16 protein-coding genes are annotated in these 15,172 nt (G+C 52.4%); 3 read left to right on the top strand and 13 right to left on the bottom strand.

What is annotated here, in order from left to right; translation table 11 throughout:
- Positions 1 to 326: 326 nt before the first annotated feature.
- Positions 327 to 1,031 (bottom strand): NUDIX hydrolase, encoded by a 705-nt coding sequence (locus J7I43_RS13505; RefSeq protein ID WP_209146208.1) that lies wholly within the window; start codon positions 1,029 to 1,031, stop codon positions 327 to 329.
- 47 nt (positions 1,032 to 1,078) lie between these two features.
- Positions 1,079 to 2,719, bottom strand: coding sequence for an amidohydrolase (locus tag J7I43_RS13500; RefSeq protein WP_209146207.1), 1,641 nt, complete (start codon positions 2,717 to 2,719; stop codon positions 1,079 to 1,081).
- A 72-nt stretch (positions 2,720 to 2,791) separates the two neighbouring features.
- Here J7I43_RS13500 and ligA point away from each other — a divergent pair, with 72 nt between their 5' ends.
- Together ligA and J7I43_RS13490 are read left to right on the top strand one after the other, a co-directional pair.
- The gene (ligA, locus tag J7I43_RS13495; protein ID WP_209146206.1) at positions 2,792 to 4,888 is read left to right on the top strand and encodes an NAD-dependent DNA ligase LigA; all 2,097 of its coding nucleotides are present in this window, start codon (positions 2,792 to 2,794) and stop codon (positions 4,886 to 4,888) included.
- Positions 4,885 to 5,328 (top strand): nucleoside deaminase, encoded by a 444-nt coding sequence (locus J7I43_RS13490; RefSeq protein WP_209146205.1) that lies wholly within the window; start codon positions 4,885 to 4,887, stop codon positions 5,326 to 5,328. The genes ligA and J7I43_RS13490 overlap by 4 nt, the downstream gene beginning before the upstream one ends.
- A gap of 68 nt (positions 5,329 to 5,396) precedes the next feature.
- Here J7I43_RS13490 and J7I43_RS13485 read toward each other — a convergent pair whose 3' ends face one another.
- The 3 genes from J7I43_RS13485 to J7I43_RS13475 all read right to left on the bottom strand — a co-directional run bounded on the left by J7I43_RS13485 (position 5,397) and on the right by J7I43_RS13475 (position 7,641).
- On the bottom strand, positions 5,397 to 6,341 hold the full coding sequence (locus J7I43_RS13485; RefSeq protein ID WP_209146204.1) for an SPFH domain-containing protein: 945 nt from the start codon (positions 6,339 to 6,341) through the stop codon (positions 5,397 to 5,399).
- Positions 6,342 to 6,520: 179 nt separating this feature from the next.
- Positions 6,521 to 6,730: a hypothetical protein gene (locus J7I43_RS13480; protein WP_209146203.1), complete on the bottom strand. Its 210-nt coding sequence runs from the start codon at positions 6,728 to 6,730 to the stop codon at positions 6,521 to 6,523.
- A 218-nt stretch (positions 6,731 to 6,948) separates the two neighbouring features.
- Entirely contained in the window at positions 6,949 to 7,641 is a 693-nt protein-coding gene (locus tag J7I43_RS13475) for a LuxR C-terminal-related transcriptional regulator (RefSeq protein ID WP_209146202.1), read from the bottom strand.
- A gap of 280 nt (positions 7,642 to 7,921) precedes the next feature.
- Between J7I43_RS13475 and J7I43_RS13470 the strand changes: the two genes are divergently transcribed.
- Positions 7,922 to 8,515, top strand: coding sequence for a superoxide dismutase (locus tag J7I43_RS13470; protein WP_209146201.1), 594 nt, complete (start codon positions 7,922 to 7,924; stop codon positions 8,513 to 8,515).
- A 71-nt stretch (positions 8,516 to 8,586) separates the two neighbouring features.
- Here J7I43_RS13470 and J7I43_RS13465 read toward each other — a convergent pair whose 3' ends face one another.
- From J7I43_RS13465 to J7I43_RS13430, 8 genes are all read right to left on the bottom strand, one after another.
- Positions 8,587 to 9,363, bottom strand: coding sequence for a 3-keto-disaccharide hydrolase (locus tag J7I43_RS13465; protein WP_209146200.1), 777 nt, complete (start codon positions 9,361 to 9,363; stop codon positions 8,587 to 8,589).
- A 19-nt stretch (positions 9,364 to 9,382) separates the two neighbouring features.
- Entirely contained in the window at positions 9,383 to 10,774 is a 1,392-nt protein-coding gene (locus tag J7I43_RS13460; RefSeq protein WP_209146199.1) for a Gfo/Idh/MocA family protein, read from the bottom strand.
- A gap of 88 nt (positions 10,775 to 10,862) precedes the next feature.
- Positions 10,863 to 11,669: an endonuclease/exonuclease/phosphatase family protein gene (locus tag J7I43_RS13455; protein ID WP_209146198.1), complete on the bottom strand. Its 807-nt coding sequence runs from the start codon at positions 11,667 to 11,669 to the stop codon at positions 10,863 to 10,865.
- Positions 11,670 to 11,769: 100 nt separating this feature from the next.
- Complete coding sequence (locus J7I43_RS13450) at positions 11,770 to 13,428, bottom strand: S41 family peptidase (RefSeq protein WP_209146197.1); 1,659 nt, start codon at positions 13,426 to 13,428, stop codon at positions 11,770 to 11,772.
- A 31-nt stretch (positions 13,429 to 13,459) separates the two neighbouring features.
- Positions 13,460 to 13,690, bottom strand: coding sequence for a membrane protein insertion efficiency factor YidD (yidD, locus tag J7I43_RS13445; protein ID WP_236023364.1), 231 nt, complete (start codon positions 13,688 to 13,690; stop codon positions 13,460 to 13,462).
- A gap of 22 nt (positions 13,691 to 13,712) precedes the next feature.
- Entirely contained in the window at positions 13,713 to 14,108 is a 396-nt protein-coding gene (locus J7I43_RS13440) for a ribonuclease P protein component (RefSeq protein ID WP_317197078.1), read from the bottom strand.
- A gap of 22 nt (positions 14,109 to 14,130) precedes the next feature.
- The gene (rpmH, locus tag J7I43_RS13435; RefSeq protein ID WP_120517234.1) at positions 14,131 to 14,286 is read right to left on the bottom strand and encodes a 50S ribosomal protein L34; all 156 of its coding nucleotides are present in this window, start codon (positions 14,284 to 14,286) and stop codon (positions 14,131 to 14,133) included.
- A 310-nt stretch (positions 14,287 to 14,596) separates the two neighbouring features.
- Positions 14,597 to 15,139, bottom strand: coding sequence for an OmpH family outer membrane protein (locus J7I43_RS13430; protein ID WP_209146195.1), 543 nt, complete (start codon positions 15,137 to 15,139; stop codon positions 14,597 to 14,599).
- Positions 15,140 to 15,172 lie beyond the last annotated feature (33 nt).

The following is a 15,172-nucleotide window of genomic DNA, read 5'->3' as shown; positions in this document are numbered from 1 at the left end:
ATGCGATGCATAAAGAGTATGTAAAACCATTCGCGTGAAATGGCAAATATATGCGCGTATACGGGTTTTCTTTTCCTAAAAGAATTTGTTGAATGTGCGATTAGATGTCTGGTCTCTGGCTACAATTATATACCCCTGAAATGCTAGTGTGTATATCTTACACAATCTTAATTAATATTTTGTTAAAAAACAATTTTTTCCCGCTACTTACTTAAAATATACTTAAACAAGGGGGCCTTGCCTGTACTGGGCGCAAGGGCTTCAAACCGCAGATGGCAAAGCGGTTCAGCGTGTGCCGGCAAGCCGGGGCGCAGGTTAAAATCCTATCAAAAACCAAGGCTCTTTTTGTGCTGCAGGTCGTATTTGTCCTGGTTGAATTTGTACAACCGCGCGGGGCGGTGCCTTACATCCTGTTCTTCTTCGTTGAGATCCACGAGGTAGTCCATTGCGAAGAATTTTTTCCGGAAGTTGCGCCTGTCCAGCTTCACGTCGAGGATCGCTTCGTAAAGGTTTTGCAAATCGCGCAGCGAGAATTTTTTGGGCAATAGGTTAAAACCCACCGGCTGGTCGATCACTTTATGCTGCAGCCGCTGGTAACAGGTGGCCAGGATGTCTTTATGATCGAAGGCCATTTGCCGGATATCTTTCACGGCATGCCAGTGCAATTCGTTCTGCAGCGTTTTTAATTCCACGTGCTGGATGTTGACGAGGGAATAATACGCGATGGTCACCACGCGCCCCGCCGGATGGCGGTTGAGCCCGCCAAACGCCTGCACCTGTTCCATAAACACGTCTTCCAGGCCCGTGCGTTCCCGCAACACGCGGTAAGCGGCGCTCTCGATATCTTCGTCCGGGTGCACGATGTCTCCCAGCAACGACCACTTGCCCTTGTATTCTTTCAGGTCGGATTCGATCAGCAATACTTTCAGTTCGTTTTCGTCGAACCCGAAAATCACGCAGTCTACGGAAATTGCCGCTTTGAAATAATCCTTGATCTCGGTGAGATGGGTGTTGATGTTTTTGGTGTGCATACATGCATATCGTGGAATGTCAGGAAAAAGGCCGCTGCTGTCCGCTGCTAAAGTCCTGCCCTGTGGAGCGCCTGTCCGTAAATATAAGTTGCTAACACTTTAGTTGCCAAAATTTTCTCTGCGGGAACTTTCATAGTGTCCTGGTCGAGCACCACGAAATCCGCTGCTTTACCGGGCTCGAGGCTCCCTTTTTTTTCTTCTTCGAACGATGCACGGGCCGCCCAGATCGTCATTCCTTTGAGCGCTTCTTCACGACTGAGCGCATTTTCGGGCTGAAACCCGCCTTCCGGGTAACCGGCCTGGTCTTTTCTCGCCACGGCCGCGTAAAACGTGCGCAGCGGGTCGATATGCTCCACGGGGAAGTCCGTGCCGAGCGGCAGCCACCCGTTCTGCCTCAACAGCTGTTGAAATGCATAGGCGAAACGCACGCGCTGCGGGCCCAGGCGGTCTTTGGCCCAGTACATGTCCGACGTGGCGTGCGTAGGCTGCACGGAAGGCACGATATTGTTTTCCCCGAACCAGTGAAAATCGATGGAATCCACTACCTGCGCATGTTCTATCCGCCAGCGTTTGTCGTTTTTGCCTTTGAGCGCGTCCGCGTATATTTTCAGGATAACGCCGTTCGCCGAATCGCCGATGGCATGCGTGCACATCTGTATGTCAGTTTCAGCCAGCAGCGCCGCTTTTTCCGCGAAATACCGCGCGTCTTTCAGCAGAAATCCTTTCCATCCGGGCCGGTCGGTATAATCATGTTTCAGGCAGGCGCCGCGCGAGCCAAGCGCCCCATCCCCGTAGAACTTGACGCTGCGCACCAGCAGCCGGTCCTTTTCATAGACGCCGTTTTTCAGCAGCCAGCTAATATTTTCTTCATTGTCGCTCAGCATCACGTTGAGGCGAAGATGCAGTTTCCGTTGCGCCAGCAGCGTATCGAGCAAATGCATGGCATCGAGGTCCAGCCCGCAATCGGTAATGCTCGTAAGGCCCGCCGCAAGGCAGTTGCGCTCAGCCGCTTCCAGCGATGCTATGATCTCTTCGAGGGGCGCGGCGGGGATTTTGGAAGAAACCAGCTCGTCCGCATTGTCTACCAATATGCCCGTAAGCCTGCCGTTCTTCGTTTCTATCGTGCCGCCCGCGATGGTTTGCCCGGCTTTTACGCCCGCCGCGTCCAGCGCAGCCTGGTTCGCGATCGAAGCATGACCGTCTATCCGTTCCAGCAATACCGGCGTGTTGGGGAAAAGACTGTCCAGCTTCGATTTATCCGGAAATGTTTTCACTTCCCAATCGTTCTGGTCCCAGCCCCGGCCCAGCACCCAGGCGGAAGGATGTTCGGCCGCAAAGTCCCGCACGCGGGCCACCGCTTCGTCCCAGCTTTTGGCGCCTACCAGGTCTACGCTTCGCAACGAATTGGCATACCCGAAAAAGTGGGCGTGCGCGTCGTTGAAACCGGGAAACACGGCGGCGCCTTTGGCGTCTATCACGGAATCCGCGTCGAACGAGCGCTGCACTAGCTCATTGGTGCCCACCATCAGGATCTTCCCGTCTTTCACGGCCATGGCGGCGGCTACGGTGTTCATGGAATCCGCCGTATAGATCATGGCATGATGAATAAGCAGGTCGGCTTTTTCTTTGCGGGCGGCACAGGCAGACAGCAGCGTGGCAACGAGGGTAACGTAAACGCATTGTTTCATAGCAGGAAATTTGTTCTTGCGTGGCAACTAAAGATTAAATTTACGCCAGACTTTTGATTTTATCCATACACGATGTATACCAGAGACAATGAAAGAACGCTGGCTACGCTGGCGAAATCGCTGTTGGCCGGTAAATTGCCGGGCAAACCCGAAGAAGCGGCCGCATCCCTTCGCGACGTGATCCGTCACAGCGACTGGCGGTATTATATCCAGGACGATCCCGTGCTTAGCGACCAGGAATACGACCAGCTTTTTTCGCAGCTTAAAAAGCTGGAAGCAGCCCATCCGGAGCTTGTTACCGCCGATTCTCCCACCCAGCGCGTAGCGCAGGGCCTCACCAAAGTATTTCCCTCCGTGCAGCACCTCGTGCCGATGCTCAGCCTCGAGAATTCGTACGATGCGGACGATCTGCTGGACTGGGACCGCAAAGCCCGCGAACAGTCAGGGCTGGAAGAGATCGAATATTGCATCGAGCCGAAATTCGACGGCGCGAGTATTTCCCTCATTTACGAAAACGACCTGCTTTCCCGCGGCGCCACGCGCGGCGACGGCGTGCAGGGCGACGAGATCACGACGAACATCCGGCAGATACGTTCCATCCCACTGTCTGCCAGGTTTTCAGACTACGGTATCCAGCAGATAGAACTGCGCGGTGAAGTGCTCATCAACAAAACCACTTTTGCAAAACTGAACGAACAACGCGCGGCGGAAAACCTTCCGCCATTGGCGAACCCGCGCAACGCGGCGTCCGGCTCGCTGCGCATCGTAGACCCGAAAGAAGTGGCGAAACGCGGGTTGGAAGCGTTTCTTTACAACATGAGCTATCACACCATGAACGACGGCATAACCGAACCGCCGGCGATACAAACGCACAGCAATACCCTCGCGATGCTCTGGCAGCTGGGCTTCAGAAGCCCGGCGCGTGAAATGAAAGTCGTGAAAGGCATACAGGCCGTGATCGATCATTGCCTCGACTTCGAAACGAAACGCGACGATCTGCCGTACGAGATCGACGGGATGGTGATCAAAGTGAACGATTACGATCTGCAGGACCGGATGGGGATGACGACGCATCACCCGCGCTGGGCCATCGCTTTTAAATTCAAGGCGCGGCAGGCCACCAGCATTTTGCGCGACGTGGAATTCCAGGTGGGCCGCACCGGTTCCATCACGCCCGTGGCGAAGATAGACCCCGTGCCCATCGGCGGCGTGATGGTAGGTTCCGTGAGCCTTTTCAACGAAGACGTGATCCGCGAAAAAGACCTCAAGCTGGGCGACCGTGTGCTGGTGGAAAGAGCGGGGGACGTGATCCCTTACATCGTAAAATCCATTGCGGACCTGCGCACGGGCGAAGAAAGGGATATCGTGTTCCCGAAGAACTGCCCGGTGTGTAAAGACCCGCTGTTCAAGCCCGAAGGCGAAAGCGTATGGCGCTGCGTGAACATCAACTGCGAAGCGCAGGTGGTGGAAAGAATGATCCATTTCGTAAGCAAAGACGCGATGGACATCCGCAGCCTCGGCGAAAGCAACGTGCGCAAATTCTGGTCGCTCGGGCTGCTGAAAGACGTGCCCGGCATTTATACCCTCGACTTCGACGCCATCAGCAAACTGGAAGGTTTTGGCCCGAAATCCATTTCCAACCTGCAAACCGCCATAGAAACCTCGCGCAGCCAGCCTTTGCACCGGCTGATATTCGGGCTGGGCATCCGTTATGTGGGCGAAACCACCGCGAAAACCCTCGCCAATTCCACGGAGCACCTGCTTAACCTCGCCGGCTATACGGAGGAACAATTGCTGGCGCTGGAAGACATCGGGCCGAAAGTGGCCGGTTCCGTGCGGCAGTTTTTCCTGAACGAAGACAACATTCACATGCTGAAAAGGCTGGAAGAGCTCGGCCTCAACCTCAAGGGCAACACAGGTTCCCGCTCCGCGGAAGGCACGCTCAGCGGGCAAACGTTCCTGTTCACCGGCACGCTTCACAAGCTCAAGCGCAGCGATGCGGAAGCGCTGGTGGAGCAGCACGGGGGTAAAATACTCAGCGGCGTGAGCAGCAAGCTCAATTACCTCATCGTGGGCGACGACGCGGGCAGCAAACTCGAAAAAGCGAAAAAGATCAATACCGTCAAGATATTGAGCGAAGATGAATTTATAAACATGGTGCAATCATGAACGATGAGTTTTTCATGCAGCAGGCGCTGAAAGAAGCGCGCAAAGCGCAGGAAAAGGGAGAAGTGCCGATCGGCGCGGTGGTAGTGATGAACGGGCAGGTGATCGGCCGCGGATTCAACCAGGTGGAAATGCTCAACGACTGCACCGCGCATGCGGAAATGATCGCGTTAACGGCCGCGTTTAATTATCTTGGCTCCAAGTACCTGATGGAAGCCACGCTGTACGTTACGCTGGAGCCCTGCGTGATGTGCGCCGGCGCGCTGTACTGGAGCAAGATCGGCCGCATCGTGTACGCGGCGGCGGATGAGAAGAACGGGTACCGGCGGGTAACGGGCGCAACGTCTCCCTTCCACCCCAAAACAAAACTGGAAAGCGGCCCCTGCGAAGCGGAAAGCCTGCAGCTGGTGAAATCCTTTTTCCAGGCGAGAAGAAAATCGTAATTACGTTTCACCGCAATAAAAAAGGCAGTACATCGCGTACTGCCTTTCTTTTTTTTATCGAAAGCCTTTTATTTGGCCGGCTGTTGTTGTTTGACCTCCATCAGCTGGTTGAGGCTCATGAGCTGTTTCATCGATTTTTCCATGCCTTCGGAAGAGCCGTCGAGGAAAATGACGTTGCCTTTCGAGTTTTCGGAGAAATGTTTGATGCCTTCCACCCACATGCTGAACAGGATCACGGAGGTGTCCAGGTTGGCCTGCTGCATTTCTTTGGCGGCCATGGTCATACCTTTGGCCACTTCTTCGCGGAAGAGCGCAACGCCCTGGCCGCGCAGCTGTGCGGCCTGCCTTTCCGCCTCGGCGGCGATCTTGATGGCATTACCATCGGCTTCGGCGGCTTTGGTTTTGGTGATGAGCAATGCCTGGCCTTCGTTCTCAGCAGCGGCTTTCAGGTTGTTGGAAGCCACTACCTGCGCCATGGAGCGCATAATGGCATCGTCGAAAGTGATATCGTTCATCTGGAGGTCCTGCAGGTGAAAACCCCATTGCTCGAGCCCGTTATCGATCTGTTCCTTTACGTGCTCGGTAATGTCTTTACGGAGGCCGAGCACTTCAGACTGGCGTTTAGTGGCCACAAACCCCCTGATGGAGCCTTCGATGGTGCGGATGAGCGCCTGCATGAAGCTGCGTTCGTCCATAAACTTAAAGGCCACGTTTTTCAGCGTTTCTTCTTCCTGGTTAAGCACGGAATAAAGCAGCATGGCTTTGAAGTACACATTGGCCTGGTCTACCGTAATAGCCTGGAATTCCAGCTCCACGGAGCGGTTCTGGATGGAAATGCGTTTGAAGACCTTTTCGATGAGGGGGATCTTGAAGTTAAGACCGGGAAAAAGGATACGGTTGTATTTACCAAAGATAGTGGTGACGCCGATGGTTCCCTGCTGTACGGTTACGAAGGAAGACAGCAATATGAGCGCTACGAGGGCAATAACAACATACAAAAAAATGTTATCCATAGTGTAAAGGATTTGAACTATAAATGTAATCAAAATCCCTCACTACGAACATTAATTTGCGGATAAGCGGGTTTCCAAACCTGTGGATGTAAAGACCGGGTGGTAAGGTTTTGTGGTGAACAAACAATGGATGAACCGCGGGTTAACACGATACAATGCATGAAGGAACGAAACAAAAATTATATCTTCTGGCAGGTACGCAGGTAAATGAATACATCGTCCAGCTCAATTTGTTTTAATTGATAGGCCAATTGGGTTTTCAGGTCCTTCGTCTCTTCTTTGATTTTCTTGTACTGGTCCTTTAATGTCTGATACCTGGCAAGTATTTCTTCGGGTGTGGCGGTTTGATTTAACGCCAGGATATCGTACGCCTTGTCTTCGGTTATCATAGTGATAAGTATTACCTCAAAAAACTATCCAAATGAACTCCGTTCTTTAAATTCAGGCTACTAAATTACTGGAGTTTAAGACGCCGGAAAATACCCAAGCTTGGGTATTTTTTCCGCTGAATCGCAGATCACACAAGCGTTGTAGCCATTTTACAAATTAGAAAATGAGCTTATGTATCCTGATAATCAATATGGGAAAAAATCCTTATAAATGCGGGTTATTGTAAACCAATCTGTTTGGCGAGGGCCACCAGTTCGGGGGTATTTCTTACTTTGAGCTTAAGCCGTATGTTTTTCCGGTGGGTTTCAATGGTATACCTGCTGAGGTTCAGTTTTTCCGCTATTTCCTTGTTGTTGTGGCCCCTGGCGGCCAGCGTAAAGATATCTTTTTCGCGGGTGGTGAGTTTGTTGAGGACGTCTTCGTTCCTGCGGCGCAGCACTACGCGCAGCGCTTCACTGATCTGGTTTCCCGTATCTATCGCGTTGGAAAAGTCGAGAAATACGCAGATCACGTCCACCACGTTCCCCACCGGGTCAAACGTAAAAGGTACACCTAATCCGACCACCCAGAACCATTCGACGCTGCCGCGTTTCCGCACGCGCATTACGCCGCCGAACATTCCTTTTTTTTCCCTGAACGACTGTTGCGAAATAGTGAGAATACTGGCGTCTTCCGGGTGGGTTACCTGCCTGAAGAACTCTACGCCGAGCGTGATGATCTCTTCGCGCGAATAACCAAGGGTTTCCGTTAAGCGGCTATTGCACCAGTTAATTGCCTTTTTGGAGTTGTTGGACGTATATAACATGGCGGGAACCTTCTCTATTATGGCCTCCAAATGTTCCAGCCGGCTCCTCAATTGCGCATTCTCCGATACAAGCGCATCATGAGAGTCGCGGTTTTCTGTGCCCATGTCCTGCATATGAATGTTTTAAACAAACAATAGTGAAAACTAACGATGAATACTATACGAATATAAATAAATGCGAAACAAAGGTTATAACACCTTTATGTAAATATAAAAGAAAAAGCCATATATCCAAACGGCGTTAACACGCGTTTCGGCGTAATAACAAAGCATCGGGCAAAGGGTTCGCCGAACTGCCGGAGAAAGGGTTTGACAATTCCCGCAAAGGGAAGTAAATTTGGTGCTCTATTCAAAAAACAATTCTTAAACCCATAAAAATTGAATTATGGCATTCTCACTTCCTGCATTGCCGTACGCTTCCGATGCGCTTGAACCGCACTTCGACAAGCTGACCATGGAAATCCATCACGGCAAGCATCACCAGGCTTATGTAGACAATCTGAACAAGGCGATCGCCGGTACCGAAAACGAGAATAAATCACTGGAAGACCTGGTTGCCAAAGCAGGCGCTATCAGCCCGGCAGTACGCAACAACGGTGGCGGCCACTGGAACCACTCTTTCTTCTGGACCAGCCTCGGCCCCAACGCGGGCGGCGCTCCCTCCGGCAAACTGGCCGACGCCATCAACAGCGCTTTCGGCTCTTTCGACGCCTTTAAAGAAAAATTCAACGCAGCCGGCGTTTCCCGCTTCGGTTCAGGCTGGGCCTGGCTGATCGTGAAAGACGGCAAACTGGAGATCACTTCCACCCCTAACCAGGACAATCCCCTGATGGACGTTGCCGAAGTGAAAGGCACTCCCATCCTTGGCGTAGACGTGTGGGAACACGCCTATTACCTCAAATACCAGAACCGTCGCGCGGAATACCTCGCCGCTTTCTGGAACGTGGTAAACTGGGACGCCGTTAGCAAAAGGTTCTAACAGCCTTCCGGCTTCAAATAAAAAGGGCTGGCAGCAAAACGCTGTCAGCCCTTTTTTATGCTTTATTTCCTTTACAGGCTTTTGATCTTCATGTTTTTGAACCAGATCTCGCTGCCATGGTCCTGCAAACAGATATGGCCTTTTTTGGCGGTGCCGTAGCCTTTGTAATCTTTCCATTTGCCGGTGGTTTTTTCTTTTTCCCACTCGGGCGTCCACATCTGCGTATCCACCACTTTCTCGCCGTTCAGCCAGTGCTCAACATGGCCTTTGTTCACCACGATGCGGGTATGGTTCCATTCGCCGATCGGCTTCGCAGCCAGTTTCGACGGCGGGTTCATGGCGTAGTTGGCGCCTGACTTCTGCCAGCCTTCCAGCTTTTGAGGAAAGTTTTCATCGTCGATCAGCTGGTATTCGGGGCCGCTCTCATACGGCGCTTTGAACTCTTCGGTAACCAGGTAAAGGATGCCGCTGTTGCCCTGCGGGGCCAGCTTCCAATCTGCCTCCAGCTCGAAGTTCTCGTACTGTTCGTTGCTGAGCAGGTCGCCGCGCATATCGCTTTTATCGGTGGCGCTGCCCGTGCAGTGCAAGGTACCGTCTACCACGCCCCAGGTATTGGAAGGTTTGTTTTTGTAGATCCTCCAGCCGTCGAGGTTCGAGCCGTTGAACAACAGCTTCCATCCCGCCGCCTGCTCTTCCGCCGTCAGCACGTTGGCCTGCGGCTCGGTAGTGGCTTTGTTTTCGCTGCCGATGGAAGCCGAATCTTTGTGATCGTCCGTTTTCGCGCCGCCGCCGCAGGAAGCCAGGGCGAGAGACGCTGCTGCAAACGCAGGTAATACTAATTTTTTCATACTATCTGTAGTTTACGTTTTACTTGTTAACTGTTTTCAGGTTCTTCGGGTCCCAGTACATGATCTTGTTCTGGAAATAGCTGTCGTTGCAAAGCAAGGCAGGCGCGGCCGCGCGGAAGCCGAACAATGCGTCTTCACTTACTTTTCCTTTGGTGCGCATGGCGTTGAACAGATTGTAGAAGTGATCGAAGTGCGCGCCTTTATATCCTTTTTCGGCCACGTATTCCATCTGGTCGGGCGGCAGCATGTCTTTTCTTTCGTACACGTATTGTTTGCCGCTGTCCTGCGCTTTTTTGGTTTGCAGCAAGGGATCGTCTGTTGCAGCATATGCCTTATTGCGGTAAAGCGTTACTTTGTCCCACTCAACGGTCATGGAGCCTTCGCTGCCTACCATGCGCAGGTAGTTGGTGCCGCCGGTACCGTCTACGAAGTTCACGCGCAGGGAAAGGTTGAATGCGGGATGAATGTCGGTTTGCGGGTAGTCGAACATGCCGAGCATTACATCGGGCACTTCGCGGCCGTCTTTCCAGTAACGCAGGCCGCCGGTGGCCATGATCTTTTCAGGGCCGATGGAACCGGTTACGAGGTGAAGACTGGAGAACAGGTGCACGAACAGGTCGCCGGACACGCCGGTGCCGTAATCGCGGTAATTTCTCCAGCGGAAGAAACGCAGCGGGTCAAACGGGCGTTTGGTATTGTTGGCCAGGAATGCGTCCCAGTCTACGGTTTTAGGCGATGCATCGGCCGGAATGGGATATTGCCATGCGCCAAAGGGAGACATGCGTGCCCAGAAACCTTCCGCATAGTTAAGCTGCCCGATGGCGCCGTCTTTCAGCAGCTGGCGGGCTTTTTCGTTACCCAGCGAGCTTACGCCCTGGCTGCCTACCTGGTACACTACCTTGCTCTTGCTCTTGTTCTGCGCTTCCACTACCGAATGGCCTTCGGTAATATCGTGCACCATCGGTTTTTCGCAATACACGCTTTTGCCTGCGTTCATCGCGGCGATGGAAATATCTTTATGCCAGCTGTCCGGCGTGGCGATAATTACGGCGTCAATGTCTTTCCGGGCGAGTATCTCCTTGTAATCGCGCGTGGTATAAATATCGCTGCCGTATTTTTTCTTCGCGTCCGCCAGGCGGCCGTCGTACAGGTCGCAGGCGGCGATCAGTTTTACACCGGGCACGGTGATGGCCGTGTCCGCATCGGCATTGCCCATTCCGCCCGCGCCGATCAGTGCGATCTGGATATTATCGTTTGCGCTGTAGTGGTCTTTCTGCCTGGAAAGCTGTTCCAGGCTGCGTTTCCTGTCTGCCGCCGTAATGATGTTAGGCACCAGCGACGCACCCACAACCCCTTTTGCCAGCTTGGTGATAAAACCGCGGCGGGAGTTTCCGTTTGATTGATTACTCATATGCTGTTAGCTTTTTATAATGATGATGAACGTGGTTCCCTCAAACCTTCAATTTAACGATAAATTTCAGCAAATCCAATCCCCTCGCTTATTTGAGGCGCAGCACGGCATTCACCGGCAAATGGTCTGACGCATATTTTTCCTGGATCACGGTATGGCTCAACGTTTCGAACTTACCGGGCGTAAATGCCACGAAATCAATGCAGCGGCGCGGGTTTTCGACGGGTATCGTGAACGCGCAATTGGTGCAGCTGCGCTGAAAATGCTGATCAAGTGTGTTGATTACACTACTTCCTTCAGGTGCATTCAGATCGCCCGCAACGATCACCGGGTACGGTTGTTTGCTCAATATCGCGTTTACTTCCCTGATCTGTACACTGCGGTTCGTATCGCCGCGCTGTGCATCCAGATGCGTGCAGGCCATGAGTACTTTGCGGTTGCCGGGCAGCTGCAGCAAAGCGGTTGCCAGCACGCGCGGTTCGCCGTTGGTACCGGCCACGGTGGTGAGCGGGTAACGGTTCGTTTCCAGGATCGGGTAACGGCTCAAAATGGCCACGCCATATTCGCCGCCGCCGTAATCGATGCCTTTCGCAAAAAACGCTTTCATGCCGCTGAGCCTTGCCAGCTCTTCGGCCTGGTGCAGGCTTTTACCGGAACGATCGGTATGCACGTCCACCTCCTGCAAAGCCACGATGTCGGGCTTTGTATCATTGATCACTTTCGCGATCGCTGGAATGTCTATTTTATCCGGGGTGGAAGGCGGATTGGCGTGATGGATGTTGTAACAGAGTACGTTGATGTTTGCCGATTGCGCGTTATCTGTAACGGCTTTCTGGCTTGAACAGGCGGCGAGCGCCGTCATCATGAATGCGGTAGCGTAGCGGATTGCTTTCATACGGTTGCTTTGAGTAGAACCGTAAAAAAACAAAAAACAATTTAACCATGCAATGTTTACCGCATGGTTAAATTGTTATTTCAAAAATTTAAAAGCCTGTTCAGTTCTTTTTCCCCAACAGCTGCCGGTATTTGTCTGCATTGCCGATCAGGGCCACGGCTTCTTCCACGTCTTTATCCCAGCTCAGGCTCTTTTCGATGCGGCCTACCTGGGGGTAATAACGGTTCATGATCTCTTCTTCCAGCAGCTGCCTGATCTCGGTCTTGTTCTTCAGCAGGTCCTGTTTTTTGTCGTGTTTCATTTTCTGCTGAAGGGCCTCGAATTCCTTCGCCAGGCCGTCGTAATATTTCTCGCGGCTGGCGGTGCTGCGGAAGTTTTCCAGGGCTTCTTCGCTGCGCGTTTTATAGCTGTAGTCTTTCCCGTCAAGGAACTTCACGAACGCTTCGAACTCCTCGTCCGTAAGGTCGAATTCAGCGGGGCCTTTTACGGAAGGATGCGCGTAATAATACTGTGTGGCGTAATCGAAGATATATTGTTTGCGCAGCAGGGTGATGGCCACCTGGCTGAGCATCATGTTGTCTACTTTCGCGTCCGGCTCAATGCCGCCGCCGTCTTTCACGGGCCTGCCGCCGGCCGTTACAAACGATTTGCGCAGGGAATCGGGCACATAATCGGCTTCGCCGTCCTCGTTGCGGTGACTGTAATCGATCGCCTGGATGCAGCGGCCGCTTGGCGTGTAATAACGCGCGGTGGTCACTTTCAGCTTGGCGTTGTAAGGCAGGGGGCGGGTTGTTTGCACAAGCCCTTTGCCGTAGGAACGCTGGCCCACGACAAGACCGCGGTCGAGGTCCTGCACGGCGCCTGCCACGATCTCGGCGGCAGAGGCCGAAGAGCGGCTGGTGAGCACTACCAGCGGGATGTTAACATCTATGGGCGTTTGGGCGGTGCGGTATTCCCGGTCCCAGCTTTTTACTTTGCCTTTGGTGCTTACGATCAGTTTATTTTTTTCGATGAAGATGTTGGAAAGGGCCACGGCTTCTTCCAGCAGGCCGCCGGGATTGCCGCGGAGGTCGAGTATCACGCCTTTGAGCTGGGGATTGTCTTTCTTCAGCTTTTCAAAGGCTGCCTGCACCTGTTCGGCGCTGCTTTCGGTGAATTGCGTCATTTTGATGAAACCCACGTCTTTTTGCACATAACCGGTAAAACTCACGGGTTTTACGTTGATATCTTCCCGCACGATCTTGTAAGTTTTCTCCACGTTGGAGATGGGGTGGCGCAGCACGATGGAAAGGGTGGTGCCGGGGTTTCCTTTCAGGAAACGGCTTACCTCGTCCTGCTCCATGTTCTTCGCGCTTTTGCCGTCCAGCGACACGATGATGTCTCCGGCTTTTACGCCGGCTTTGGCCATAGGGCTGCCTTCGTACACGTCGGTGATGGAGGTCCATTCCCCGTCGGTGTAAATGGAGGTGCCTACGCCGCCGTAACGGCCGGTGGCCATAAAGCGGAGCTCGTCGAGCTCTTCTTCGGGCACGAAGTCGGTATATGGGTCCGTTTCTTCGAGCATGGCCTCTATGCCGCGCTGCATGAGTTTTTCAGGCGGCAGGTCTTCCACGTAATAAGTGTTCAGCTCGCGGTAAAAAGCGGCAAATATGTCCAGGTTTTTAGCGATCAGGAAGTATTTGTCGTTGTTGCGGAACGCGGTGAACACGAGGCAGAGGCCCAGCAGTGAAAACAGTACGATCTTTTTGGAAATCCGCATGGTGGATGGATTAAAGCGTGAGGGATATGGTTCAGGGAACCGGGTCGTATCCGTGGCCGCCCCAGGGGTTGCAGCTCAGGATGCGTTTAACGGTGAGCCAGCCGCCTTTGAAGGGGCCGTGTTTTTTGAATGCTTCCAGGCCGTATTGGGAGCAGGTGGGCGTATACCTGCATCTCGAACCCAGCCATGGGCTGATGCACCATTGATAGAGCTTGATGAGTATGATAAACGGGATACTGAGTATTTGCATCAATCGTTGCATCCGCACAAAGTCTTTTAAAGCGTTAGTCTTTCCTGCCGGCTTCCCTGGTCAGTTTCTCTAAAATTACCGAAAATTTGCGGTGAAGGGTATCGAAATCAGCGATTTTTTTGTCGGTATACACGAAAAAAACGGCGAGCTGGAGGCCGTTTTGGCGGAGTGCGTCGTAGAAGGGTTGTTTTTGAAGGCGGTAAGCCTCGCGGCCGAGCCTTTTAATACGGTTGCGGTCTACCGCATGGGGGAATTTGCGCGACGATACGCTGAAGCCCGCCTGAACGGGGTATTTGTCCGTTTGCAGGCGCGCGGGCATAAAGATCACGCGATAGGGGAAAATAGAAAACGCTTTTCCGTCCCGAAAAAGCGTTTCAATCATTTTCCTGCTCTTTAACTTTTCCTCCTTGTTAAAAGAATAAGTTTTTATGGCAATATGAGTTTATAGCAGATTATTTCAGCTTGCTCTCGTCAGATACGGTCAGTTTTTTCCTGCCCTTAGCTCTGCGGGATGCCAATACTTTACGTCCGTTGGCAGTTTCCATTCTCTTTCTGAAACCGTGTACGCTCTTTCTGCGTCTGTTGTGCGGTTGAAAAGTACGTTTCATCAGTTAATAATTTTTTTTTCTTTGCCTGATGGGATCTCGCAAAAGCTCGATCTCATCAGTTAATAATTTTTTGCTTTTGCCTGATGGGACCTCGCAAAAGCTCGGTCTCATTTATCAGTTTTTTTTGTACTTAAAACTTGTTCCCATTCCCGTTTTTGAGAAGGCAGACTGTGATCAGCCCCGTTTCAAACGGAAGGCAAAGGTAGCGTAAATAATTAAAAATGAAAAGAGATGCGTCAAAAAAAGTCGCTCCCCTATAAAAAAACCCCGGGACTGCGCCCGGGGCTATTATAAATCAATCAGTTATATCTTAGCGGGTAGCAGGTGCCGCGGGAGCCGCAGTAGCGGGAACGCCCAGTTTGGTCTTTACAGCCGCCAGGATGTCGTCGCCTGCGGGAGAAACCAGCAGGGAGCCGCCGGAGCTGTCGATCACGTAAGTGTAGCCTTTTTCTTTCGCCACGTCTTCGATGGCTTTGCGGGCTTTATCGTATACGGGTTTCAGCAGTTCGTTCTGTTTCTGGCCGATCTTCTCACGGGCGAGGGTTTCGTAATCCTGGATACGTTTCTGCGCTTCCTGGATCTCTTTCACTTTCACCTGCTTCAGCGTTTCGCTGTCTGTAGCGGAGGATTTTTCGAAGTCGGCCATTTTTTTGTTATATTCTGCAACCAGGCTGCCGCTTTCCTTTTCCAGGCTGGCCGCGAAGGTTTCGATGTCTGTCTGAGCTTTTTTAGTTTCCGGCATGGCCTCGATCAATGCCTGTGCGTTGATGTGCGCGATTTTGGCTTGCGCGCTGGCCTTCACACTGCTTAACCCGGTAAACGCGACAATTGCAATAATTACATACTTCTTCATGATGATGATGTTGTTCTGAGTTTAAAAGAAATT

Origin of the sequence: Chitinophaga chungangae, assembly GCF_017742215.1 — a bacterium.
In the GTDB taxonomy this organism is placed as follows: domain Bacteria; phylum Bacteroidota; class Bacteroidia; order Chitinophagales; family Chitinophagaceae; genus Chitinophaga; species Chitinophaga chungangae.
This window is presented reverse-complemented; position numbering and strand designations above follow the sequence as displayed.

Coding starts and splice junctions, on each gene's coding strand:
- J7I43_RS13505 (WP_209146208.1), bottom strand. CDS start 1,031: ATGCACACCAAAAACATCAACACCCATCTCACCGAGATCAAGGATTAT.
- J7I43_RS13500 (WP_209146207.1), bottom strand. CDS start 2,719: ATGAAACAATGCGTTTACGTTACCCTCGTTGCCACGCTGCTGTCTGCC.
- ligA (WP_209146206.1), top strand. CDS start 2,792: ATGTATACCAGAGACAATGAAAGAACGCTGGCTACGCTGGCGAAATCG.
- J7I43_RS13490 (WP_209146205.1), top strand. CDS start 4,885: ATGAACGATGAGTTTTTCATGCAGCAGGCGCTGAAAGAAGCGCGCAAA.
- J7I43_RS13485 (WP_209146204.1), bottom strand. CDS start 6,341: ATGGATAACATTTTTTTGTATGTTGTTATTGCCCTCGTAGCGCTCATA.
- J7I43_RS13480 (WP_209146203.1), bottom strand. CDS start 6,730: ATGATAACCGAAGACAAGGCGTACGATATCCTGGCGTTAAATCAAACC.
- J7I43_RS13475 (WP_209146202.1), bottom strand. CDS start 7,641: ATGGGCACAGAAAACCGCGACTCTCATGATGCGCTTGTATCGGAGAAT.
- J7I43_RS13470 (WP_209146201.1), top strand. CDS start 7,922: ATGGCATTCTCACTTCCTGCATTGCCGTACGCTTCCGATGCGCTTGAA.
- J7I43_RS13465 (WP_209146200.1), bottom strand. CDS start 9,363: ATGAAAAAATTAGTATTACCTGCGTTTGCAGCAGCGTCTCTCGCCCTG.
- J7I43_RS13460 (WP_209146199.1), bottom strand. CDS start 10,774: ATGAGTAATCAATCAAACGGAAACTCCCGCCGCGGTTTTATCACCAAG.
- J7I43_RS13455 (WP_209146198.1), bottom strand. CDS start 11,669: ATGAAAGCAATCCGCTACGCTACCGCATTCATGATGACGGCGCTCGCC.
- J7I43_RS13450 (WP_209146197.1), bottom strand. CDS start 13,428: ATGCGGATTTCCAAAAAGATCGTACTGTTTTCACTGCTGGGCCTCTGC.
- yidD (WP_236023364.1), bottom strand. CDS start 13,690: ATGCAACGATTGATGCAAATACTCAGTATCCCGTTTATCATACTCATC.
- rpmH (WP_120517234.1), bottom strand. CDS start 14,286: ATGAAACGTACTTTTCAACCGCACAACAGACGCAGAAAGAGCGTACAC.
- J7I43_RS13430 (WP_209146195.1), bottom strand. CDS start 15,139: ATGAAGAAGTATGTAATTATTGCAATTGTCGCGTTTACCGGGTTAAGC.